Origin of the sequence: Mesorhizobium sp. ESP-6-4 (assembly GCF_020164735.1) — a bacterium.
In the GTDB taxonomy this organism is placed as follows: Bacteria; Pseudomonadota; Alphaproteobacteria; order Rhizobiales; family Rhizobiaceae; genus Mesorhizobium.
This window is the reverse complement of the sequence record NZ_JAIUGS010000001.1, coordinates 608266-630105: the sequence shown is the minus strand read 5'-3', so window position 1 is coordinate 630105 and position 21840 is coordinate 608266. Positions and strand designations below refer to the sequence as shown.

Below are 21840 nucleotides of genomic sequence, written 5' to 3'. Positions count from 1 at the left end.
ATCATCGAGATCCTCAAACGCCGACTTCGGCAGGCAGGCCGGCGCCGGTGTTTGCGCGATCGAAGCTCACCGTCTTGATGACCGCGAAGACCTGGCTTCCCAGCTTGAGGCCAAGCGCCTGCCGCGATTGCTCGGTGATCCGCGCGATCACAACCGCGCCATGGCAATCGATGCCGATCTCGACCTCGGGCCCCTCGCCCGGCTTCATGCCGAGGATCGTTCCCGACAGGATATTGAGCGCGCTGAGGCCGGCGGGTTTCTCGGTGGCGACCATCACGTCGCGGGCCCGGATGCGAATGCGCACCGGAGCGCCCGCCGCCCGTTCCAGTTTCGGCACGCGGATTTCGCCGGCCTGCGAGGCAAGCACCGTCATGCCGAAGACCTCGTCGTGACGCAGCACCTTGGTGTCGAGCACCGCACCGCCCTCGCCGCGCTCCTCCGCCGGCAACAGGTCGAGCCGCCGCATGATCGCCTCGGTCGGCCCCGCGGCCGCAACCTTGCCCTGCGAAAGCACCACCACGTCGCTCGCGAGCCGCGCCACCTCGGCGACGGAATGGCTGACATAGACGATCGGGATCTTCGTCTCGTCCCGCAGCCGTTCGATGTAAGGCAGGATCTCGGCCTTGCGCGCTTCGTCGAGCGAGGCGAGCGGTTCGTCCATCAGAAGCAGTCTCGGGCTGGCAAGCAGCGCGCGGCCGATCGCGACGCGCTGCCTTTCGCCGCCCGACAGTTTCGCCGGCCGCCGGTCGAGCAGGTGACCGATGCCGAGCAGGTCGACCACCGCATCCATTTTGGCGTAGCGCTCGGAAGGCGGCGTGAACCAACGGCCGTAGCGCAGATTGCCGGCGACGCTCATATGCGGGAACAGCCGCGCATCCTGGAACACCATGCCGACGCGCCGCTTGTGCATGGGCACGAAGATGCGCGCGGCGGTGTCGACCAGCACATTGCCATCGACCGAGATAAGCCCCTTGTTCGGACGGATCAGGCCGGCGATCAGGTTGATCAGCGTCGACTTGCCCGAGCCGGAGGGCCCGAACAGCGCCGTCAGCCGGCCGGCGCTCTCGAAACGGGCTTCCACGGCGAAATCGCCGAGGCGATGGCTGATGTCGACCGAGAGCGTCATTCGATGTCCATCCGCCGGCCGACGCGCCGCGCCAGCACTTCCGAGGCGATGAGCGCGACCATCGAGATGACGATCGAGATCAGCGTCAGCCTGAGCGCGCCTTCATCGCCACCCGGCACCTGTGTGAAGGTGTAGATCGCCGAGGGCAGCGTCTGCGTTTCGTTAGGGATGTTGGAGACGAAGGTAATGGTGGCGCCGAATTCGCCCATCGCCTTGGCGAAGGAAAGGATCGCGCCGGCGATCAGGCCGGGCAGGATCAGCGGCAGCGTGATGGTGGCGAACACCCAGAGCGGATTGGCGCCAAGCGTGCCGGCCGCTGCTTCGATTCTGCGGTCGACAGCCTCGATCGAGAGCCGGATAGCCCGCACCATCAGCGGAAAGCCCATGACCCCGCAGGCCAGTGCCGCGCCTGTCCAGCGGAACGAGAAAATGATGCCGAAATGCTCGGCAAGGAAGGCGCCGGCCGGGCCGCGCCGGCCGAAGGTGAGCAAGAGCAGATAGCCGGTCACCACCGGCGGCAGGATCAGAGGCAGATGTACCAGCCCGTTGAGCAGCGTCTTGCCCCGGAAACGCCCCCGCGCGAGCAGGAGCGCGATCAGGACGCCTGGCGGCAAGCTGGCGATCATCGCCACCGTTGCCACCTTGATCGACAGCCGGACCGCATTCCATTCGTCGGGAGTGAGGTCCAGCAGCCAGTTCATGATTGTGTTTGTGCGGTCTTTCTCAGTTGCTCGGTGCGAGGACCGTGAAGCCCTGCTCCTTGAACAGGTCGGCGGCCTTGGCCGACTCGACGCATTTCAGGAAGGCTGCTGCATCCTTGTCCTTCGAATCGGCGGTCTGGGCAATCGGGTAGATGATCGGCGGATGCGAATCTTCCGGGAAGGTGCCGACGACCTTGACGCCCTTTTCGGCATGCGCGTCGGTGGCGTAGACGATGCCCAGAGCCGCCTCGCCCGTCGACACCAGCTTGAGAGCTGCACGCACATTCTCGGCCTGCGCGATCTTGCCCTCGACGGACGACCAGACGCCCAGCGATTCCAACGCCGCCTTGCCGTATTTGCCGGCCGGCACGGCCTTGAGATCGCCCATGGCAAGCCTGCCGTCGCCGATCAGCTTGGCGAGGTCGAAGCCCTTCTCGACCTTGGTCTCGACCGCGGAATCCTTCGGTGCCACCAGCACGAGCTGGTTGCCGAGCAGCTTCACTTCGGTATCAGGCTTGGTCAGCTTCTTGTCCGAGAGATATTTCATCCAGTCGAGGTCGGCCGAGACGAAGATATCGGCCGGCGCGCCGCCTTCGATCTGCTTGGCCAGAGCCGAGCTCGCCGCGTAGGAAATGGTCGCTGCTTCGCCGACTTCCGGCTCGCATGCCTTGTTAACCGCGTCGAGCGCTTCCTTGAGGCTGGCCGCGGCAAACACGACGACCTTGTCGTCGGCATGGGCCGCCGGCACCGCCGTCATCAGCATTGCCGCCAGACCGCCAATGGCGATCGTCTTCAACCCGAAACCCTTGCCCGTCATGAAGTCTCTCCCTGGTTTCAAATCCGTACCGCCAAAAGCCTTGGACCGATATATCCGTATGAACATAACAAGGGAAGGCTTTTCACCTGTCGCGGCATTGTGCGCCGGCGCGATCTCAGCCTACGGTGAATGCAAAACGGAAGGGGCGAAGCTCAAGGAAAGACGCATGAAGATCAGCGCCTGCAACACCTCAAGGGGTAAGGTGACCGAGATCGTCAAGGGAAGCCACCGCTTCGCATGTCAGATCGACATCGGCGGCGACGCGTCAGTCACCGCGTCAATCACCAAGCGGTCGCCGACCTCGCGCTCGAGAAGGGCAAGCAGGGGGCTATGCGATGATCAAGGCCTCGGACGTCATGGTTGGCATCGACCAGGCTGAAAACTGGCTCATACCGCGATGGGCGCCTTGATATTTGCATCCGCGAAATAATTCTCGAGGCGGAAATCCTCGAAGCGGAAGGCGAAGAGGTCCTTCACCTCCGGATTGATCCACATCGTCGGCAAGGCCTTGGGCGTGCGCCGGAGCTGCTCGCGCGCCTGCTCGAAATGGTTCGAATAAAGATGCGCATCGCCCAGCGTGTGAACGAAGTCGCCGGGCTTCAGCCCGGTGACCTGCGCCACCATGAGGGTGAGCAAGGCATAGGAGGCGATGTTGAACGGCACGCCGAGGAAAATATCGCCCGAGCGCTGGTAAAGCTGGCACGAGAGCCGGCCTTCCGAAACATAGAACTGGAACAGGCAGTGGCAGGGCGGCAGCGCCATCGCCTCGACTTCGGCCGGGTTCCAGGCCGATACGATCAGCCGGCGCGAGTTGGGATTCCGGCGTATCTCCTTCAAAAGGCCCGCAATCTGGTCGATCTCGCCGCCACGCCCGTCCGGCCATGAGCGCCATTGCTTGCCATAGACCGGTCCGAGATCGCCGTTCTCGTCGGCCCATTCGTCCCAGATGGTGACCCCATGATCGTTGAGATATTTGATGTTGGTGTCGCCGGCCAGAAACCACAAAAGCTCGTGGATGATCGACTTCAGATGCAGCTTCTTGGTGGTCGTAACCGGAAAGCCGCGCGAAAGGTCGAAGCGCATCTGGTAGCCGAACACCGAGCGCGTGCCTGTCCCGGTACGGTCGCCACGGTCGGCACCGGTCTCCAGCACATGCTTCAACAGGTCGAGATATTGGCGCATCGGCTCCGCCTCGATTCGGATGACATATAATCATAGCGAATGTGCGCGCCGACGCCACGTCTGTCTGAAATCCTTCCCTACGCGAGGCGGCAGGACCTTTTCAGAATTCGCTCTGGCGAGTCGAATAGCGTGGTTTTCGAGAACCGGAGCGGAGCGTACTTAAAGTACGTGAGCACCGGAAGCGCAGAAAACCGCGCTAGTCGGCCGCCAGAGTAGAATTATCAAAAGGTCCTACAGAGAGCCGAGTTTGCCGAGATCCTTCGCAACCAGATAGTAGAAGGTCACGCGGCTCTTGGTGTTGTCGGCCTGCATCGCCTTGCAGGTCTTCTCGATCGAGGCATTCGCCTTTGCGGCATCGGCGATGCCGAGCTTCTTGCCGATCCAGTTCTCCCGCACGCGATCGAGTTCCTTCGGGTCGGTGCAGGACACCAGCGAGGAATCGCGGTTCCTGAGCGCAATGCCCAGATGCTTGACGATCTTGTCGACCGCGTCGGCGCTGGCGCCGGCATCATATTTCTTCACATCCGCAAGATAGTCGGCCATCAAACTTCCCCTCGTCGGCGCCACGGATCCGATCGATGAGGGTTGTGGCGCGCCGCGCAACCTGTGCGCTAGGTCAGAGACTCCTCACCGCCAGCGAGATTTGATTGAGTAGGCGCGCAAGTCAACCCTGGCTGCCGTTTGGCACAACCGGTTAAGCGCCGGTTTTGGCCTTTATTTTTCCTTGGCCGCTCCCTATATACGGTTCGTCGGCTTGACCGACTATGGCGATAAACAGGCGATGAAATAAGCCGTTCGGACCCGGGGGCGGTACCCGGCGCCTCCACCAAAAACCGCTCTGGCTGACGGAGCGGCTTTTGCTGGGGGCGAAATAGGATCGACGAAGGTGTAAAGATCGTACTTTTGCCCGGCATTGTACCACCGTTATCGGGCTAAACTTATAGTTGCCAACGACAACTATGCGGAAGCTCGTCTCGCTGCTTAATGCGGCGCGAACGCTTCAAATCAAGTCCTAGGGGTTCGCACTTCTAGGCGGGGTTCGGAGGTACCTGGCAACAGAAACCTCCACCTTCCCCCTCCTTGCTTCTCCCCAATCAACCGAACGGCCAAGGCTGGTCCGGCGCCTGATGCGCGGGCTTGCCGCCCATCATCCATGGACAGGCGATGCAAAACGATACCGATCGATTTTTCGTGCTGACCGGCGGCCCCGGCTCCGGCAAGACCACGCTGATCGAGGCGCTGCGGGCCCAAGGCTTCGCGACCGCGCCCGAAGCCGGGCGCGGCATCATCCGCGACCAGATGGCCATCGGCGGCCCTGCCCTTCCCTGGCAGGACCGCGCGTTCTTTGCCGAGCTGATGCTGTCTTGGGAGCTGCGCTCCTGGCACGCCGCGCATACCGAACCCGGCCGGGTGTTCTTCGACCGCGGCGCGCCCGACACGATCGGCTACCTCAGGCTCTGCGGCCTGCCGGTGCCGGACCACATCACGAGCGCGGCTGATAAATTCCGCTACGCGCGCCGCGTCTTTGTCGCCCCGCCGTGGCCGGAGATTTTCACCCAGGACGACGAGCGCAGGCAAACGCTCCAGGAAGCCGAGCGCACATTCCGTTCGTTGACGGGCGTCTATGCGGAGCTCGGCTACGACCTGGTGCCGTTGCCTCTCGCTCCGGTCGATGAACGGGTGCGCTTCGTCCTCGATCAAACAGCTTCGCCAGGAACATGAAAAAGGCTGGTATCGACCCGGCCTTTCTATCTTCTCAACGGCTGTCCTACTCCGCCGGCGCTTCGACCGCTTCGCGCGCGCGGCCGAGCGTCAGCTTGGCCAGAGTGAAGGAGATCACGGCGCACAGCGCGATGCCGGCCACCATCGGCAACGGTGTGCCGTCGAAAAAGATGCCGGCGACGCCCATCGCCAGCGCGCCGATGGCGAAGTGCAGCGTGCCCATCAGCGCCGAGGCCGTGCCGGCGATCTCGCCATGCTCTTCCATCGCTAGCACCGAGGTGGTGGGGATGACGAGGCCAAGGAAACCGTAGCCGACAAAAAGCAGCGCGGCCATCACGTCGAGCCGGTCGACGCCGGACGCCATGATCGCGAACAGCGCCACCATTACCGTGGCATAGCCGGTGACCGCCACCCAGACGACGCGCTTCAACCCGAAGCGGTCGGCCAGCAACCCGGTCAGCTGCGACATGCCAATGAAGGCGACCGCGTTGATCGAGAAGAAGACGCTGTAGACCGACGGCGACAGGCCGTAATGGTCGATCAGGATGAAGGACGAGCTCGACAGATAGACGAAGAAGCTCGCAATGCCGAAGCCGGCGATCGCCACAAGGCCGAGGAAGTTGCGGTCGCCCATCAGGTAGCGGTAGCCGGCAAGCGCCGTGCCGAACGACGAGCCGGCGCGCTCTTCGACGGGCCGCGTCTCCTTGAGCGAGGTGGCAAGCAGGATGGTGGCCAAAGCGGCCGCGCCCGTCACCGTCCAGAACACGGCGCGCCAGCCGAAGCTCTCGATGATCTGGCTGCCGGTCAGCGGCGCCAGGATCGGCGACACCGAGAACACCAGCATCAAGAGCGACATCAGCTTGGCGGCCTCGTTGCCGGTGTGCAGGTCGCGCACGATGGCGCGCGGCACCGCCATGCCGGCGCTGGCGCCGAGACCTTGCAGAAAGCGGAAGGCGATCAGCCACTCGATGCTCGGCGCCATCGCCGAGCCGACGCCGCCGACCATGAACAGCGCGAGGCCAGCGTAAAGCGGCGCCTTGCGGCCGACCATGTCGGAGATCGGGCCGACGACGATCTGCCCAAAACCCATCGACAGGAAGAAGATCAGAAGGCTCATCTGCACAGCGGCGGTGCCGGCATGCAGGTCCTGGCCGATCGAAGGCAGCGCGGGAAGATACATATCGATCGCAAATGGGCCGATCGCGGACAACAAGCCGAGCACGACCGCGATGCGGAGGAATTTGGGACTCATGATAAGGCTCTTTCGGATCTGGTTGCCGCCGCAAAATGCCGGCGTCTGAACCCAGGACGTTCCATCCCGCGGAAATCCTACGTCCAAGGGCGAATTTCTTCGCCCCTTCCGCGCGGGCTTCCTTTATTGTGTCCACAAATTTAGACAGGCTTGTCCAATTCGTCAATCACCGCTATATAGATTTTTCATGAAGCACGGCGTTTCTCCTGACACTTTCCCGCCACGCAGCCACGAGGCCAAGCGCGTGTCGGTGGTTGACGCCGCCGCTTCCGTTTTCTGCCGCGAAGGCTATGCCGGCGCCAATATCGACCTGATCGCGGCCGAGGCCGGCGTTTCACGGCAGACCGTCTACAACCACCATGGCGACAAGGAAAAGCTGTTCGTCGCGGTCGTACGCGACCTGACGGAGCGCTGCAATGCCGGCATCTTCGCCACCATCGCCAGCTTTCCCGATCAGCCCACGGACCTGGAAGCCGACCTGATCGCCTTCGCCGTGCGCATGAATCGCAACTGCATCTGCAACCGCGACGGCCGTTTCCTGCGCAAGCTGATCCAGGCCGAAGGCGAGCGTTATCCGGAACTGTTTGCCGAATGGCGCGAGCAAGGCCCGGGCCGTACCTGGTCGGCGCTTGCCGCGCGCTTTGCCCGGCTTGCCTTCGCCGGCTACCTGTCGATCGGCGACCCCGACGTCGCGGCGCGTCAGTTCTTCGCCCTCGTCAACGCCGAGCTTCAGATCACTTTCATGCTGGGCGGCGTGCCCACCGAGGAAGAGGTGCTGCGCTCGGCCACGAACGGCGTGCGGACCTTTCTCGGCGCCTTCGCCAGAAGGAAATCGCCAGCCGCCAAGCAGGCTGCGCTCGCTCACGCCTGAGCCATCAAATCGCCGGCACCCCTCTTGGCCTCACGGCTTTGCGCCTATATGCGGTTTACGCCGCGCTCAAGCTTGATTACAGCTATGCGGACGATTCAACGGAACCCGACCATCAGATGGCCGACGACCATATCCGCTACGACATTCTGGCCCAGGAGGCTCTGCGCGGTGTCATGCGCAAGGTCCTGGCCGAGGTCGCGCGCACCGGCCTCCCGGGAAATCATCATTTCTTCATCACCTTCCTGACCGGCGCGCCGGGCGTGCGCATTTCGTCCAGGCTGCGCGAGCGCTATCCGGAGCAGATGACCATCGTCATTCAGTTCCAGTATTGGGACCTCAAGGTCACGGATGCCGGCTTCGAGGTCGGGCTTTCCTTCTCCGATGTGCCGGAAAAGCTCGAAATCCCCTTCTCCGCCGTGCGCGGCTTCTACGATCCGTCGGTCAATTTCGAGCTCGAATTCGACGTCAAGACGGAAAGCGCCGAAGACGAGGCCGCGGCTCCGGTCCCCGAACCGGTCGCCGTCGTCCCCGAGAAGAAGGCGGAAAACAAGAAGAAGGCCGCCGAGGCCGAAAAGAAGCAGGCGGTCGCCGAGACCGGCGCCAAGGGCGCCGACGTCGTTTCGCTCGACGCCTTCCGCAAGAAGTAGCCCGGCGCCATGGGCGAGGTCATCAATCTCCGCCAGACCCGCAAGCAGAAAGCGCGCACCGAGAAGGAACGCCGGGCCGGCGAGAACCGGGCGCTGCATGGCCGCTCGAAGACAGAGCGCGAGCGTGACAGGCTGACATCGCAGAAGGCCGAGAAATTCGTGGCCGGCCATCGCCGGGAAAAACCCGACGACCCTGGCGAGCGCTGAGTCCTGCAATGGCCGCGGTCGAGAAACGTTCGGTAACGATCCGCGGTCACCGCACCAGCTTTTCCCTGGAACAGCCCTTTTATGACGACCTCATCGCCATCGCCGCCGAGCGCTCGCTGTCGCTCGCGGCCTTGGTCGCGGAGATCGATGAGACTCGGACTCGCGACGCGAACCTGTCATCGGCGCTGAGGCTCTACGTGCTGGCCTGGGCAAAACGCGGCGGCGCCGCGTCCTAGACCGCGCTATCGCCGACGTTTTGTTGCGCCTTGCGCTTCGCGCCGAAGCTCAGCAATGCCGTGCGGTCGCGCTCCTCCGCCTGCTTTTTCGACCTTACCCGCATCATGTCTTTCCAGCCGATATAGCCGACGAGCCGTTCATCCTCGCGTGAGACGACCGGCAGATGCGAGACATTGGCGAGCAAAAGCTTGTCGGAAAGCGCTTCGAGATATTCGTCCGGATAGGCCAGCGTGATCTTGCTGCCGGCCAGCAATTCGCCCAGCGTCGCCTTGCGATGCTTGCCGTTACGGCGCCAGCGCAGGATCGCCGGCGGATCGATGACGCCGAGCACATGCCCCGCTTCATCGATGACCGGGAAGCTCGGATGCCGCGTGTCCGGAGCGGTCAGAAAGGTTGCCGCGCCATGCAGCGTCATCGTTCCCGGCACGCTCTCGACCTTGGTGGTCATCACTTCCTTGACCCTGGTCAGGGCGAAAGGATCGACGCGGTATTCGCGCACGAGGTGATGCCCGCGCCGCGCGACTTTTTCGGTCAGGATCGAGCGCTTCATCAACAGCACGGTGACCGCATGCGCGGCGGCGCAGGCCGCGATCAGCGGCACCAGCACATGCGTGTTGCCGGTAAGCTCGGTGGCAAAGAAGGTCGCGGTCAGCGGCGCGCGCATGGTGCCGCCCATCGTCGCGGCCATCGCCAGCAGCGGCCAGAAGCCGGGGCTCGCCGCGGGCAGGATGCCCGAGAGCACCGCGCCCATCGCGCCGCCCATGATGAGCAGCGGCGCCAGCACGCCTCCCGAGGTCCCGGACCCCAGCGCAACCGACCAGATGACGGCCTTCACCACCAGAAGCAGCAGCGCGGCGGCGGCGACGGTGCGGCCGTCGAGCATGTTGGCGATATTGTCGTAGCCGACGCCGAGCGCATGCGGCTCGATCAAGCCGCCGATACCGACCACCAGGCCGCCGATCATCGGCCACCACATCCAGTGGATCGGCAGCTTCAGGAAGGCGTCCTCGCAGGCATAGACCAGTTGCGTCAGCAGTCCTGAAAGAAGTCCGGCGGCAATGCCGATCAGCACCCAGCCGCCCAGCCCGGCGATCGATGAATCCATGCTGCCCGAGAACGGAAAGATCGGGCTCGGCAGGTGAAGCAGGCTGCGCTCGACTTCCGCGACGATTGCCGCGACGGCGACGGGGATGAAGCTGCGCGGCGTCCATTCGAACAGGAGCAGTTCGACCGCAAGCATGATGGCGGCGATCGGCGTGCCGAACACCGTCGTCATGCCGGCCGCTGCACCCGCCACCAGCAGCGTCTTGCGCTCATTGTCGCTGACCGGCAGCATCTGCGCGATCAGCGAGCCGATGGCGCCGCCGGTCATGATGATCGGGCCTTCGGCGCCGAATGGTCCGCCCGAGCCGATCGAGATCGCCGACGATAGCGGCTTCAGCACCGCGACCTTGGCGTCGAGCCGCGAGCGCCCGAGCAGGATCGCCTCGATGGCTTCGGGAATGCCGTGGCCGCGGATTTTCTCGCTGCCGAAGCGCGCCATCAAGCCGATGATCAGCGCGCCGATCACCGGCACGATCACCGCGGCGAGCCCAAGCGGGGTGTCCTCGAGCCTTAGCTCGGCCAGCGAGAACTGGCCGAAATAGGCGATGTTGGTGGCAAGCCGGATGAGCTGCAGGAGCACGATGCCGGCAAAAAGCCCGGCGGTCGCCACCACCACGGCGATGGCTGCAATAATCAGCACGCGCGGATCGGTCGTGAAGTCGCGAAGATGGCCGTTGCCGGCACGAGCGGATTTCATTTTGGGAGCCTGAACTTTCTGACGGCACGTAGACCGCCCGGTTTCAGGTGGCCTCATATCGTAACACGATATAAATCTGCAAGGCTGTTTTCAATCGCTGCGCCGCGTCATTTTGGACAGGGATCGCGACGGCCAGTTGAGCTTTTGCACGAAAAGACCATAAGTCGGGAAATGACGCCGCCGAAACAACGCCCCGCCATCAGCCAGGCCGACTACCAGCGGCTGTCGCAGTTCCGTTATCTGATCCGCCGCTTTCTCGAATTCAGCCAGGTCCAGGCCAACGAGGCGGGCCTCACGCCGCGCCAGCACCAGGCGCTGCTAGCGATCAAAGGATTTCCAGGCGGCGGACCGGTGGCGGTGGGCGACCTTGCCGAGCGGCTGCGCATTCGCCACCACAGCGCGGTGGAACTGGTGAACCGCCTCGCCGAGGCCGGCCTGGTCATACGCGATCAGGACAAGAGCGATCACCGGCGCGTGCTGCTGCAGCTCACCCCTTTGGCCGACGATCGCCTGGCCGACTTGTCGGCCGCGCATCTCGACGAGCTTTCGCGCATCGAGCCGATGCTGCGGCGCCTGCTCTCCCGCCAGGAAGAGTCCTAGGCGCGGTGGCTGATTTCGCTACGTGTGACGTGAAGCTCAGCCGCCGTCGAGCGATTTCAACAGATTGTCGATCGTGAACGGGTTGGCCTTCGGCTTTGCCGGCGCCGGGGTCGCACCGCCGTTGACACCGGGCAGCGACCTATCGGTCTTCGGCTCGGCCGCCTTGCGCTCCGCCTCCAGCTTCTCCTGCTCCGCCTTCTTGCGATCGGCTTCGGCCTGCGCCTTGGCCGCCTCGTCCGCGGCACGCTGCTCGGCCTCGGCTTTCGCCTGTGCTTCGGCCTGAGCCTTGGCGTCCGCTTCGGCCTGAGCCTTGGCGTCCGCCTCCGCCTGCGCCTTGGCGTCGGCTTCCGCCTGCGCCTTGGCGTCGGCTTCCGCCTGCGCCCTCGCCTCTTCGTCGGCCCTGGCTTTTGCCTCGGCCTGTGCCTGCGCTTCAGCCTCGGCTTTTGCCCTGGCTTCCGCCTCGGCCTTCTGTCGCGCCTCCTCCTCTTGCCGGCGCAGCTCCTCGGCCGCCTTGTCGCGCTCCGTCTGCAGCGCCGCGTAATAGCGCACCTCGCGCCGCAGCCGCTGCTTTTCGAGAAGCGCCGCCTGCATCGCCTCGACCCGCTGCTGCTCCTTCTCCAGCGCGCGCTGCGTCAGGAACTGCGCCAGCGGACCACTGTCGAATTGGGGCGCGGCCCCGAGCGGACCGGCCAGGCTGAAATTGACGGCCGGCTCGGAACCGACCAGTGCCTCCTCGCCGGGACGATAGGTCAGCGTCCCCTTTGCCGTGACGGTGCTTGTGTTGAGATCGGCGGTCACGTCGGCGGACAAGGTCGCGCCGGGATTATCGAGGCTGACCGGCGGCACGCGCAGTGTCCCATTGGCGATGGTGAAGGCCACATCGGCGTCACCAGCGGCGAAGCTGCCTTCGCCTGCGATCTGCGGCGCGAACTCCACGGTCTTGGCCGTGTCGATATCGCGTCCAATCGCATCGGCCTTGGCGATGATGGCGCCGAAGCCGTCCGGATTGATGCCGTCCACCTTCAATCCTTTCAGCGCCGCGGTGCCAGAACCGGACAGGGCCGCAATCATGGCATCGACCGATTTGCCGCTGGTCGACAAGGCCGCCGAGAGATCGCCGCTGCCGCCGATGCCGGCGCCGGGCAGGACCGCGGAAAGGTCGCTGCCGGCCAGCCTCATCTGGCCGGAGAACAGGCCGGTGCCCTCCGTGTTCTTCAGGTCGAACAGGCCGGTCAGCTCGCCGCCATAGAGCTTCGCCTTGAGGTCGGAGACATGGATGCCTTCGCGGTCGAGCTTCAGCGAGAATGAAGCGTCATGCGCCGTCGCGAAGGGCCCGACGGCGAGCGCCGATGTGTTGAGATCGAGGTCTGCGTTGAACGGCAAGGTCGACTTCTGGCTGAACGGCGTCGTCGGCCAGCCGCCCTTGGCGGCAGCGAAAGACTGGTCGCCGAACAGCGAGACCGTCAGCGGATCGAGGTCGAGCTCGTCGAGCGCCAGCGCCCCGGCAAGATGCGGCAGACCATCCTTGGCGTCGATGTTGACGTCGCCGGACACCGCCGCCTTGTTGATCGAACCGGTGAGGCCGCTCAGCACCAGAAGCCCATTGCCGAAATCGGCATCGGCCGCCAGCGACGTCGACGTCCCCGTTCCCATGCCGGGCAGGCCTACCCCCGTCGTCATCAGCCACGGCTCGATATCGGCGGCACTAAGATTGACCTTGCCTTTTGCAGTGGGGCCTTGCGCCGTCTCGGCGACGGTTCCGTCGAAGCTTGCCCTGAAGTCGTCGGCCGTCAGGTTGAAGCTGGTCGCGAGACCGCCGGCGACCGAGCCCTTCGCCGAGACCTCGGTGTTGGCATGGCCGAGCATCCCGAGCGGCAGCGCCGGCAGGCCGTAAAGCGCAAGCAGCGTGGCGGCATTGTCGTTGCGGGCGTTGAAGGTGATCGATACCGGCGCCTCGGAGAGCTTGTCCGCGGTTCCCTTGCCGGAAAGCGAAGCCGAAAAGGCCGAACCGCCGGCCTTGCCTTGGGCCGAGAGCGCCAGGCCCGTGGTGCCGTCGCCATTGTCGGCGGCGCTGGTCAAGAGATCGATGCGCGCGTCCTGGAACAGTTCGGGATAGGCCGCCGCACGGCTGGCCAGGCCTTTGAGCATGGGATTGTCGGGATAATGCTGGGCCGCGACGTCGATCAGCGGCTTGAGGTCCACCGCCACCACGGAAGCGTTGAGCTTACCCGTCGGGCTCTGCGGAAAATCCTTGATCCGGCCCGTGGCGCTGATCGAGGCGCCGGCCAGGCCGCCGATCGAAAGCCTATCGATCTCGAGCAGACCCTCGCGCAGCCGCAGTGCCGTATCGACGGTATCGGCGCTGAACCCGCCGGCGCTGACCGGACCTGCCTTGATTTGGAAATCGAGATCGCGATCCGAAAAACGGTTGGCACCCTTGTCGCTGATGAAGATCGAGGCGAAGGCCGCGAGCCCGTCCAGGTCCATCTCGCCGCCCGTCAGCCGCATCAGCACCGATGGCCTGGCGCCGTCCGGCTGGCTGGACTCGATGCTGCCCGAAAATTTCGCCTTGCCGAGGATGAGTTCGAGATCGCTGAACGATTGCCGGTTCTCGCTGAGATCGACCTTGGCCTTGAAGCCTGCCGCCGGGAGCCGCCGGATCGCCTCGTCGACATCCTTCGACAGCCAGGCGGCAAAGCCGGAAGGCTGTCCGACGGCCAGCAGCAACGAGCCGGTGAAGCCGAAATGGTCTTCGACGCTCAACATGCCGTCGGCTTCGAGCGTCGTGCGGCCCGGCAGCGTCGCGGCAAGCGACTTGACCGACCAGCCCCCCTCTACCGGCTCGGCCGACAGTCGCACGTCGCGCACCGTCGTGTCGCCCGCTACCACCGCCGGCAGCCTTACCTCGACCGTGCCCGGTATCGTCGGCTTCGGCATGTGTTGCAGCGTCTGCTCCAATGCCGCGATGCGCTGGTCGAGCGTGAAGCCTAAGCCGGTGGCTCCGCCGACAGCTTCGTCGAACTGCACCTGCGCCCCGCTGGCCTCGACCGAGAAATGCGGCTTCAGGCCGAGATCGACCGAGGCTTTGCCGTCGGCGGTATAGGGATTGTCGAGCGGCCCGGTCTCGAAGCGGAACTCGTCGACATTGAGCTTCTGGTGGTCGAGCGCGAATTTGCCGTTCAGCCGGAAACCCGGATCGGGCTTGCCGGTGCTGACCTTGACCGGCTCGCCATCGTTGCCGCGCAGCTCGACCGAATTCCTGTCGACACCGTTTTTGTCCGCGCCCGAGATCTTGAACTGGCCGGAATAGATTGCGGCGCCCTTGACGATGCCGGCATTGCCGTCGGCTTCGATGATCAGCGGATAGGCATCGGGATCCGCTTTCAGCCGGAGCCGCATCTGGCCGTCCGGCTCCACCTTGCCGGTGGAAGCCGAGACGTCGGCCCGCAGGCCGTCGAAGCGCAGCGTTCCGTCCATGCGCCACGGGCCGGTGAGCGCCTTGGCCGAAATCGTCGTGTTGATCTCCGAGATCAGGTGGCTGCGCCCGCCGGCGGCATGGCGCAGTTCGATCTGCCCTTCGCTCACCGACAGCTTCTCGATCGCGATCTGGCCCGGATCGAAGGGAGCCGAGGGCCGGAGCGTCCAGTCGACGGTGCCGTCACCGGCGATATTGATGACGGCTTTCGGGTGCACCAGCCGCATGTCGAAGATCAGCACCTCGCCGCGCAGGAAGGGTGCCAGCTCCGCATCCATGGAGAAGGTCTCGACCGTCATCGCCGGCCGGCCTTCCGGCCCGCCCGCGACCTCGACATTCGAGAAGGTCACCGACGGAAACGGCAACAGCCGCGCTGTCGCGTCGCCCTTCACCGTCACCTTGCGGCCGAGGACGGCGCTCGCCTCGCGCTCGAAATCGCCCCGGTAACCCGTCCAGTCGATGAAATACGGCACCACCAGCGCCGCGCACAGCACCAGCACGAACAGGCCACCGAAGATCACGAACAGGCGGGCGAGCATCTGTTTCCCGGGTTGAAAGTCAGCCGCACTCTACCCGCATCCGCGTGTCGATAAAGAGGCAATTCAACGCGCGGCAACGGCCAACGTCTCCAGTTGCGCGAAGGCTCGCGCTCGCGATATCTCTTTTGCAAATCCCCTGCCCTTCCGGTCACGTTCGTGACCACCCAAAATCCGAACCCAATACGGAGCGTTCCCGATGTCAGGCAAGAACTGGGACAGAGTGCCGATCGACGCGCAGAGCGTCGACGCTCCGCTCTCGACGGCTGCGATTTTCCTTGTTGTGACCGTCGGCAGCGACGAGGCCGCGCTTTCGAATGTCGCTTCGGTGCTGGGCGAGCTCGACGATCTCGTCAAGAATGTCGGCTTCCGCGACTTGTCGGGCCGCCTGTCCTGCATCGCCGGCATCGGCGCCGCGCTCTGGAATCGTCTGTCGCCCGGCCGCCGGCCGCGCGAGCTGAAACCCTTCGCGCCGATCGAGGGCTCGGCGCATTTGGCGCCCTCGACGCCGGGCGATCTGCTCTTCCACATCCGCGCCGAGCGGCCCGACATGTGCTTCGAGCTCGAGCGCATCCTGTTGGACCGCCTGGCCGGCAGCGTGACCGTCGCCGACGAGGTGTCCGGCTTCCGCTATTTCGACGCGCGCGACCTCCTGGGCTTTGTCGACGGCACCGCAAATCCGACCGGCCTCGACCTGCCCGCCTCTGCTGTGATCGGCGACGAGGACGGCGACTTTGCCGGCGGCAGCTATGTCGTCGTGCAGAAATACCTGCACAACATGGCAGCCTGGAAAGAGACGCCGACGCATGTCCAGGAAGAGATCATCGGCCGCACCAAAATCGACAACATCGAGATCGATGACGACGACAAGCCGCGAAAGTCTCACAAATCGCTGGCCACCATCGAGGACGATGCCGGCAACGAATACGACATCCTGCGCGACAACATGCCGTTCGGCCGTCCGGGGCAGAACGAGTTCGGAACCTATTTCGTCGGCTACACCCGCTATCTGTGGGTGATCGAGAAGATGCTGCAGCGCATGTATATCGGCGAGCCGCCCGGCGCCTATGACCGGCTGCTCGACTTCTCCACCCCGCATACAGGCACGACCTTCTTCGCGCCGACACGTCCGATGCTGCAGAAGCTGGCCGAAGGGGTGGGAGGATAGCCGCCGGCCGGCGGATCAGCCCGCCGCCGGCAGGATCTTGCCCGGGTTCATGATGTTCAGCGGATCGAGCGCCTGCTTGATCGTGCGCATGACATCGACGCCATGGCCGAGCTCGTGGCGCAGGAAGCCGACCTTGCCCTGGCCGATGCCGTGCTCGCCGGTGCAGGTGCCTTCCATGGCGATGGCGCGCATGTTGAGCCGGGCGACGAATTTCTCGGCGAGCGCGATCTCGGCCGGGTTGTCGACATCCATCAGCACCAGCACATGGAAATTGCCGTCGCCGGCGTGGCCGACGATCGGCGCGATAAGTCCCATCTCGGCAATGTCGGCCTCGGTCTCGGTGACGCATTCGGCAAGCCGCGAGATCGGCACGCAGACGTCGGTCGACAGCCCCTTGGCGCCGGGGCGCAGCGTCAGTGACGACCAATAGGCGTCGTGCCGCGCCTTCCAGAGCTTTGTCCGCTCTTCCGCGACGCTGGTCCATAGGAACGGCCCGCCACCCTGCTCCTCGGCGATCATGCCGAACATCTCGGCCTGCTCGGCGACGCCCGCGTCGCTGCCGTGGAACTCGACGAACAGGCACGGGCTCTCCGGATAGTCGAGCTTGGAATAGTTCTTCATCGCCCGCATCTGCAGCGCGTTGACCAGTTCGATGCGCGCCACCGGGATGCCCATCTGGATGGTCGCGATCACCGTGTTGCAGGCGGCCTCGAGGCTCGGAAACGGGCAGACGCCGCCGGAGATCGCCTGCGGAATGCCCTGCAGCCTCAGCGTCAGCGACGTGATGACGCCGAGCGTGCCTTCCGAACCGACCAGAAGCCGCGTCAGGTCGTAACCGGCCGAGCTTTTCTTCGCCCGCTTGCCGGTCGTCACCGTCTCGCCGTCGGCCATGACGGCGGTCAGCGACAGCACGTTTTCACGCATCGTGCCGTAGCGCACCGCGTTTGTGCCGGACGCCCTGGTCGCCGCCATGCCGCCCAGCGACGCATTGGCGCCAGGATCGATCGGGAAGAACAGACCGGTGTCGCGCAGGTGCCGGTTGAGGTCCTCGCGCGTCACGCCGGGCTCGACCGTGCAGTCAAGGTCCTGCGGGTTGACGGCGAGGATCCGGTTCATGCGCGACGTGTCGATGGAAATGCCGCCGCCCGGCGCATTGGTGTGGCCCTCGAGCGACGAGCCGACGCCGAAGGCGATCACCGGCACGCGGTGGGCGGCGCAGGTGCGCACGATCTCCTGCACGTCCGCGCTCCTCTCGACGAACGCGACGCCGTCCGGCGCCTGGGTCGGAATATAGGTGGTGGTGTGCGCGTGCTGGCCGCGTATCGCCTCGCCGGTCTGGAAGCGCTCGCCGAAGCGCTGCTTGAGGATGCCGAGCACTGCGGCGATGCCTTCCTCATTGCGTTCGACGGGGTTGAGGTCGCTCAAAGCCATGATTTCCTCCGCGAATGGACCAGCGGCCGCGCTTGTAGTGCAGCTATGAATGATGCCTAAAGCAATCCTAGGAAAAGTGCCAAGCGATTAGGCTCGGCGACTTTGCGCCAGAGCAGCGAGAATCTTAGCAACCACGCCCCGTCCAGCGACCATCGAGGAAAACCAAAATGACGATCCCCGCACCGATCATTTCCAGCCCAATGGCGATCGAGAAGGAATGGATCGACTATAACGGCCATCTCAACATGGCCTACTACAACGTGCTGTTCGACCGCTGCTCGGACCAGGCGTTCGAGCTGATGGGCATGGGGCCGAACTACGCCAAGGAGCGACGCCTCACCATCTATACGGCCGAAGTTCACGTCTGCTACGTGCAGGAGTTGCACCTCGACCACAAGGTCAACGTCTCGTTCCAGCTGATCGATCATGACGAGAAGCGGCTGCGTGCCTATCAGGAAATCCGCCACGTCGACGGCTGGCTGGCGGCGACGTCCGAATCGCTATCGCTGCATGTCGACATGGAAGGACCGAAGGTCGCTCCCTTCCCCGCCGACGTGATGGCCCAGGTCGAGGCCATGCGCACCGCCCATGCCGGACTGCCGATGCCGGAGCGCGCCGGCCGCTCGATCGGCATCAAGCGCAAGGGCGCTTGAAAACCCGCACGCCCGCGTTAACCTTACCAAGGTTTTAACGTGAACAAGTCGGTTGAGTCCGTTGAACGACTCACTGGCGCGTTCGAAAACCGCCGTACCGGGTTTGCGCGGGGGCGGCTGGCGGAATGCGGTGCGAGGACAGTGCATGAAAACCGACATCAAGGTCGAAGTGGAACGGTTGGCGGCCGATCCACGCATCACCGACTATGATTTCTGGCGATCGCTGAAGAACGTCAACAATGAGATCTTCCACATCGCCAACAACAACGAACCCATCCCGTTCGACATGATCCGCTGGCGCGTTATTCTGAAGCAGGCGCGCATGAAGCGCGGCCACGCTTGATTCATCGTCGCTGCCTCATCCTCCCTGACCAGCCATAGCTGCCGAGTCATAACCGCCGAATCAGGGCTGCTTGAACCCGCACAGAGGTGAGCGCGGCTTGACCGGTGACGACTGGATGATCGCGGTGTTGGTCATCGCATAGGGAATGATCCGGTCGATCACCCGCTCGAGCTCGCTCACCGAGCCGACATGGGCGAGCGCGACGAAACAATCCTCGCCGGTCACGCGGTCGCATTGCGCGATTTCCGGCAGGTCGCGGATGATGTCCGCCACAACGGAAAGCTGTCCCGGCACCGGCCGGATCCTGAGCCATGCGGACAGCTTCATGCCGAGAGCGGCCGGATTGATCCTAACCGTATAGGCCTCGATCACGCCGTTATCCTGCAGCTTGCGGATGCGCTCCGCCACGCTCGGCGCCGACAGCCCGACAGCGCGCGCGAGCTCCGCGGTGCTGATGCGCGCATCCTTTTCCAGGAACCGCAGGAGCTTCAGATCGATCGTATCCAGATCGGCATTTTCACTTCGAAGGTTTTTCAAGCCAAATCTCTTCCATCAGAAAGCAAAGGCGGCAATCAAGCCATTCATCACACATGTAATCCGCGAGTTTCGCCTGCGATAATGCTCGCATGGAAACGCGAACGCAAATTCCAGCTGCAAACCGGGCCGCCGATGCGCCCCCCGCCCTCGCCGGCCCCACCATGCTTGCTGGAATGGCCAACGCGTTGCCGCCGCATGTCTGGTTCTGCGTCAGCGCCGTGTTCCATTATCTCGGGCCGGCCTTCGCCGTGCTGCTTTTCGCTCAGGTCGGCGTGCTCGGCATGGCCTGGCTGCGCATCGCCACCGCCGCTCTCATCTTCGCACCATTGACCAGGCCTTGGCGCGTTTTCGCCGGCGCCGATCGCGCTCAACGACTTCTGCTGCTCGCATTCGGCATCTGCCTGGCGGTGATGAACTGCTCGTTCTATCTGGCGCTCGATCGGTTGCCGATCTCGCTGGTGGCGGCGATCGAATTCGTCGGCACGATCGCGGTCGCGCTGGTTGGCCTGCGCAGCCGGCGTAACTTTGCCGCGCTCGCCATTGCCGTTGTCGGCACCTTGCTGCTCATCGACGTGAAATGGTCCAGCGATCCGGTCGGCTTGTTCTGGGCCTTTTTGAACGGCGCCCTCTTCGTCGGCTACATCGTGATCGGTCACCGCGTCGCCCAGGCAGGCATCGGCATCGGTGGCCTCGGCGCCGCTATGGCGGTCGCTTTCCTCGCCGTGTTGCCCATTGGCTTTCGCGAGGCGCTGCCCGCCTTCGCGTCGCCGCAGCTGCTCGGCGCCGCGATCGGCGTCGGCATCTGCTCTTCGGTCATCCCCTATATCTGCGACCAACTCGCCATGGCGAGGTTGCCGCGCGCGAGCTTCGCGCTGATGCTCTCGCTCCTGCCGCTCACCGCAACGCTGATCGGCGTCATCGTGCTGCGCCAGGTGCCAAGCGTCACCGATTGCCTTGGCATTGCGCTGGTGATCGCCGGCGTCGCTTTCCACAAACCCGCAGCAAATGCCTAGTGGCACTGCACAGAGATTGACCGATCAGCTCTGTTTGCGTTGGCAAGTGGCATGCGTTGGAGATTGGCCGAAATGCCCATCGCGATCGTCATTCCAGGGCGGAGCAGGAGCGAAGCTCCGTCGCGAAGACCCTGGAATCCATGCCGTTACCTTCGCCAAGGCGTGCAACGGAGCAGAATTCCGCACCGTGGCGGCGCTTCCAAGTCACGGCATAGATTCTATGGTCTGCGCCGCGTCGCTTCGCTCCTTGCTCCGCCATAGAATGACGAGGTTAGGGCGGCTTCAGCCAATCCCCGGCGCCGTTCCGTGAAACGGTGAAACGCCCTGGTTACCCGACACAGGGATTTTGAAAGGTTGCCGTTCGTCACTCTTCCTGGAATTGCTCTGGACCGCTCGGCTATGCCAGCTTCTCCTTCAGGAAAGCAATTGTCCGGCCCCAGGCGAGATCGGCGGCCTTCTTGTCATAGCGCGCGGCCGAGGTGTCGTTGTTGAAGGCGTGGTTGGCACCCTCATAGACATAGACCTTGTATTCGACATGGGCGGCGTCGAGCGCCTTCTTGTAGGTGTCGATGCCGGCGTTGGTGCGTTCGTCCAACCCGGCATAGTGGAGCAGCAGCGGCGCCTTGATCTTTTGAGCGTCCCCGGCCTCGGGCTGCATGCCGTAATAGGCGACGCCGGCGCTGAGGTCGGGCGCATGGACGGCGAGTTGGTTCACCGCGCCGCCGCCCCAGCAGAAGCCGACCGCCGCGACCTTGCCGTTGCCGTCCTTGAGGCCCTTGAGATAGGCGATCGTCGCCACGCCGTCGGCGGCGACTCTGGCCACGTCGAGCTTAGTGAACATGTCGCGCGCCTTGTCCTCGTCGGAGGGCGTTCCGCCAAGCGGCGACAGGAAGTCCGGCGCCAACGCGATGAACCCCTCCAGCGCCACGCGCCGGGCGACATCGCGGATATGCGGGTTCAGCCCCCTGTTCTCGTGGATGACGATGACGCAGCCGAGCTTGCCTGACTGGTTCGCGGGCTTGACCAGATAGCCCTTCATCTCGCCGCTTGAGCCGGGATAGGTGATGTCCCCTCCCTTAACGCGGCTGTCGTCTTCGGCGACGATCGCCGCTTGAGCGGAATTGGCGGCCAGCATCGGCGCGATCGCCGCCGCCGCGGCACCCGAGCCCGCCAGCTTCGTCAACTGCTCCATGAAGCGGCGGCGGTCGAGCGTCAGATGCGTGTATTCGTCATAGGCATCGATCATCGCCTGCGTGATGACAGGCTGCGTGACGACGGGCTTGGCAACGGGGCTGGTCATGATTTTCCTCGACGGTTGGCGGTGGACCGCAAGATAGGGTCGAGTATCGCATGGTCCAGTCACGCCCCGGTGACGACCATATGGGCGGAACCCTGGTGGAGCCAACCCGCCGTCGCGCCGACAAGCCAGCGCGATTCATCACATTTTGGTCATTTCCGAAAGGCTTGATGGTGCTGTCACATTAGGACGTGAAGTTGCCTGAGCGCCCTACCGAAACGAAT

At 64.2% G+C, this 21840-nt stretch carries 21 protein-coding genes and 1 other RNA gene; 11 read left to right on the top strand and 11 right to left on the bottom strand.

The features are described 5' to 3' along the window. Window positions 1-13 precede the first annotated feature (13 nt). The 5 genes from modC to LB523_RS02805 all read right to left on the bottom strand — a co-directional run bounded on the left by modC (window position 14) and on the right by LB523_RS02805 (window position 4369). Window positions 14-1126, bottom strand: a complete 1113-nt coding sequence (gene modC / locus LB523_RS02825; RefSeq protein ID WP_224600834.1) for a molybdenum ABC transporter ATP-binding protein — start codon at window positions 1124-1126, stop codon at window positions 14-16. Next, on the bottom strand, window positions 1123-1827 hold the full coding sequence (gene modB, locus LB523_RS02820) for a molybdate ABC transporter permease subunit (RefSeq protein WP_224600833.1): 705 nt from the start codon (window positions 1825-1827) through the stop codon (window positions 1123-1125). The genes modC and modB overlap by 4 nt, the downstream gene beginning before the upstream one ends. A 22-nt stretch (window positions 1828-1849) precedes the next feature. After that, window positions 1850-2644 (bottom strand): molybdate ABC transporter substrate-binding protein, encoded by a 795-nt coding sequence (gene modA, locus LB523_RS02815; protein ID WP_095764768.1) that lies wholly within the window; start codon window positions 2642-2644, stop codon window positions 1850-1852. A gap of 387 nt (window positions 2645-3031) precedes the next feature. Continuing rightward, window positions 3032-3826 carry a thymidylate synthase gene (locus LB523_RS02810; protein ID WP_095764767.1) on the bottom strand — a complete coding sequence of 265 codons (795 nt, stop codon included), beginning with the start codon at window positions 3824-3826 and terminating at the stop codon, window positions 3032-3034. Between the two features lie 231 nt (window positions 3827-4057). Then, on the bottom strand, window positions 4058-4369 hold the full coding sequence (locus LB523_RS02805; RefSeq protein WP_042644091.1) for a DUF2853 family protein: 312 nt from the start codon (window positions 4367-4369) through the stop codon (window positions 4058-4060). Window positions 4370-4535: 166 nt separating this feature from the next. Between LB523_RS02805 and ssrA the strand changes: the two genes are divergently transcribed. Together ssrA and LB523_RS02795 are read left to right on the top strand one after the other, a co-directional pair. Further along, window positions 4536-4896: a transfer-messenger RNA gene (gene ssrA / locus LB523_RS02800) on the top strand. A 94-nt stretch (window positions 4897-4990) separates the two neighbouring features. Then, window positions 4991-5548 (top strand): AAA family ATPase, encoded by a 558-nt coding sequence (locus tag LB523_RS02795; RefSeq protein ID WP_224600831.1) that lies wholly within the window; start codon window positions 4991-4993, stop codon window positions 5546-5548. 46 nt (window positions 5549-5594) lie between these two features. On the opposite strand, the gene LB523_RS02790 is transcribed toward LB523_RS02795, so the two are convergent. Then, window positions 5595-6800 (bottom strand): multidrug effflux MFS transporter, encoded by a 1206-nt coding sequence (locus LB523_RS02790; protein WP_224522824.1) that lies wholly within the window; start codon window positions 6798-6800, stop codon window positions 5595-5597. A gap of 187 nt (window positions 6801-6987) precedes the next feature. Between LB523_RS02790 and LB523_RS02785 the strand changes: the two genes are divergently transcribed. From LB523_RS02785 to LB523_RS02770, 4 genes are all read left to right on the top strand, one after another. Continuing rightward, on the top strand, window positions 6988-7671 hold the full coding sequence (locus LB523_RS02785) for a TetR/AcrR family transcriptional regulator (protein ID WP_224600830.1): 684 nt from the start codon (window positions 6988-6990) through the stop codon (window positions 7669-7671). Between the two features lie 116 nt (window positions 7672-7787). After that, on the top strand, window positions 7788-8318 hold the full coding sequence (locus LB523_RS02780) for an SspB family protein (protein ID WP_224600829.1): 531 nt from the start codon (window positions 7788-7790) through the stop codon (window positions 8316-8318). A 9-nt stretch (window positions 8319-8327) separates the two neighbouring features. Beyond that, window positions 8328-8525 (top strand): DUF4169 family protein, encoded by a 198-nt coding sequence (locus tag LB523_RS02775; protein ID WP_224600828.1) that lies wholly within the window; start codon window positions 8328-8330, stop codon window positions 8523-8525. 8 nt (window positions 8526-8533) lie between these two features. Next, complete coding sequence (locus tag LB523_RS02770) at window positions 8534-8761, top strand: ribbon-helix-helix domain-containing protein (RefSeq protein ID WP_140727872.1); 228 nt, start codon at window positions 8534-8536, stop codon at window positions 8759-8761. Here the strand turns inward: LB523_RS02770 and LB523_RS02765 are convergent. Next, on the bottom strand, window positions 8758-10563 hold the full coding sequence (locus LB523_RS02765) for a chloride channel protein (protein WP_224600827.1): 1806 nt from the start codon (window positions 10561-10563) through the stop codon (window positions 8758-8760). The genes LB523_RS02770 and LB523_RS02765 overlap by 4 nt on opposite strands. Before the next feature lie 171 nt (window positions 10564-10734). Between LB523_RS02765 and LB523_RS02760 the strand changes: the two genes are divergently transcribed. Beyond that, window positions 10735-11163: a MarR family winged helix-turn-helix transcriptional regulator gene (locus LB523_RS02760; RefSeq protein ID WP_224549771.1), complete on the top strand. Its 429-nt coding sequence runs from the start codon at window positions 10735-10737 to the stop codon at window positions 11161-11163. Window positions 11164-11199: 36 nt separating this feature from the next. Here LB523_RS02760 and LB523_RS02755 read toward each other — a convergent pair whose 3' ends face one another. Further along, entirely contained in the window at window positions 11200-15177 is a 3978-nt protein-coding gene (locus LB523_RS02755; RefSeq protein ID WP_224600826.1) for an AsmA family protein, read from the bottom strand. A 196-nt stretch (window positions 15178-15373) separates the two neighbouring features. On the opposite strand from LB523_RS02755, the gene LB523_RS02750 reads away from it, so the two are divergent. Beyond that, window positions 15374-16342 (top strand): Dyp-type peroxidase, encoded by a 969-nt coding sequence (locus tag LB523_RS02750; RefSeq protein ID WP_224600825.1) that lies wholly within the window; start codon window positions 15374-15376, stop codon window positions 16340-16342. Between the two features lie 15 nt (window positions 16343-16357). On the opposite strand, the gene LB523_RS02745 is transcribed toward LB523_RS02750, so the two are convergent. After that, complete coding sequence (locus LB523_RS02745; protein WP_224600824.1) at window positions 16358-17773, bottom strand: FAD-binding oxidoreductase; 1416 nt, start codon at window positions 17771-17773, stop codon at window positions 16358-16360. A 167-nt stretch (window positions 17774-17940) separates the two neighbouring features. On the opposite strand from LB523_RS02745, the gene LB523_RS02740 reads away from it, so the two are divergent. Further along, window positions 17941-18426: a thioesterase family protein gene (locus LB523_RS02740; protein ID WP_140839789.1), complete on the top strand. Its 486-nt coding sequence runs from the start codon at window positions 17941-17943 to the stop codon at window positions 18424-18426. 145 nt (window positions 18427-18571) lie between these two features. Then, window positions 18572-18769 (top strand): hypothetical protein, encoded by a 198-nt coding sequence (locus LB523_RS02735; RefSeq protein ID WP_095770142.1) that lies wholly within the window; start codon window positions 18572-18574, stop codon window positions 18767-18769. Between the two features lie 60 nt (window positions 18770-18829). On the opposite strand, the gene LB523_RS02730 is transcribed toward LB523_RS02735, so the two are convergent. After that, window positions 18830-19306, bottom strand: a complete 477-nt coding sequence (locus LB523_RS02730) for an Lrp/AsnC family transcriptional regulator (protein WP_224600823.1) — start codon at window positions 19304-19306, stop codon at window positions 18830-18832. 89 nt (window positions 19307-19395) lie between these two features. Between LB523_RS02730 and LB523_RS02725 the strand changes: the two genes are divergently transcribed. Then, the gene (locus tag LB523_RS02725) at window positions 19396-20319 is read left to right on the top strand and encodes an EamA family transporter (protein ID WP_411966429.1); all 924 of its coding nucleotides are present in this window, start codon (window positions 19396-19398) and stop codon (window positions 20317-20319) included. A 397-nt stretch (window positions 20320-20716) separates the two neighbouring features. Here the strand turns inward: LB523_RS02725 and LB523_RS02720 are convergent, their stop codons facing one another. Continuing rightward, window positions 20717-21619, bottom strand: a complete 903-nt coding sequence (locus LB523_RS02720; protein WP_224600821.1) for a dienelactone hydrolase family protein — start codon at window positions 21617-21619, stop codon at window positions 20717-20719. Window positions 21620-21840: the final 221 nt, after the last annotated feature.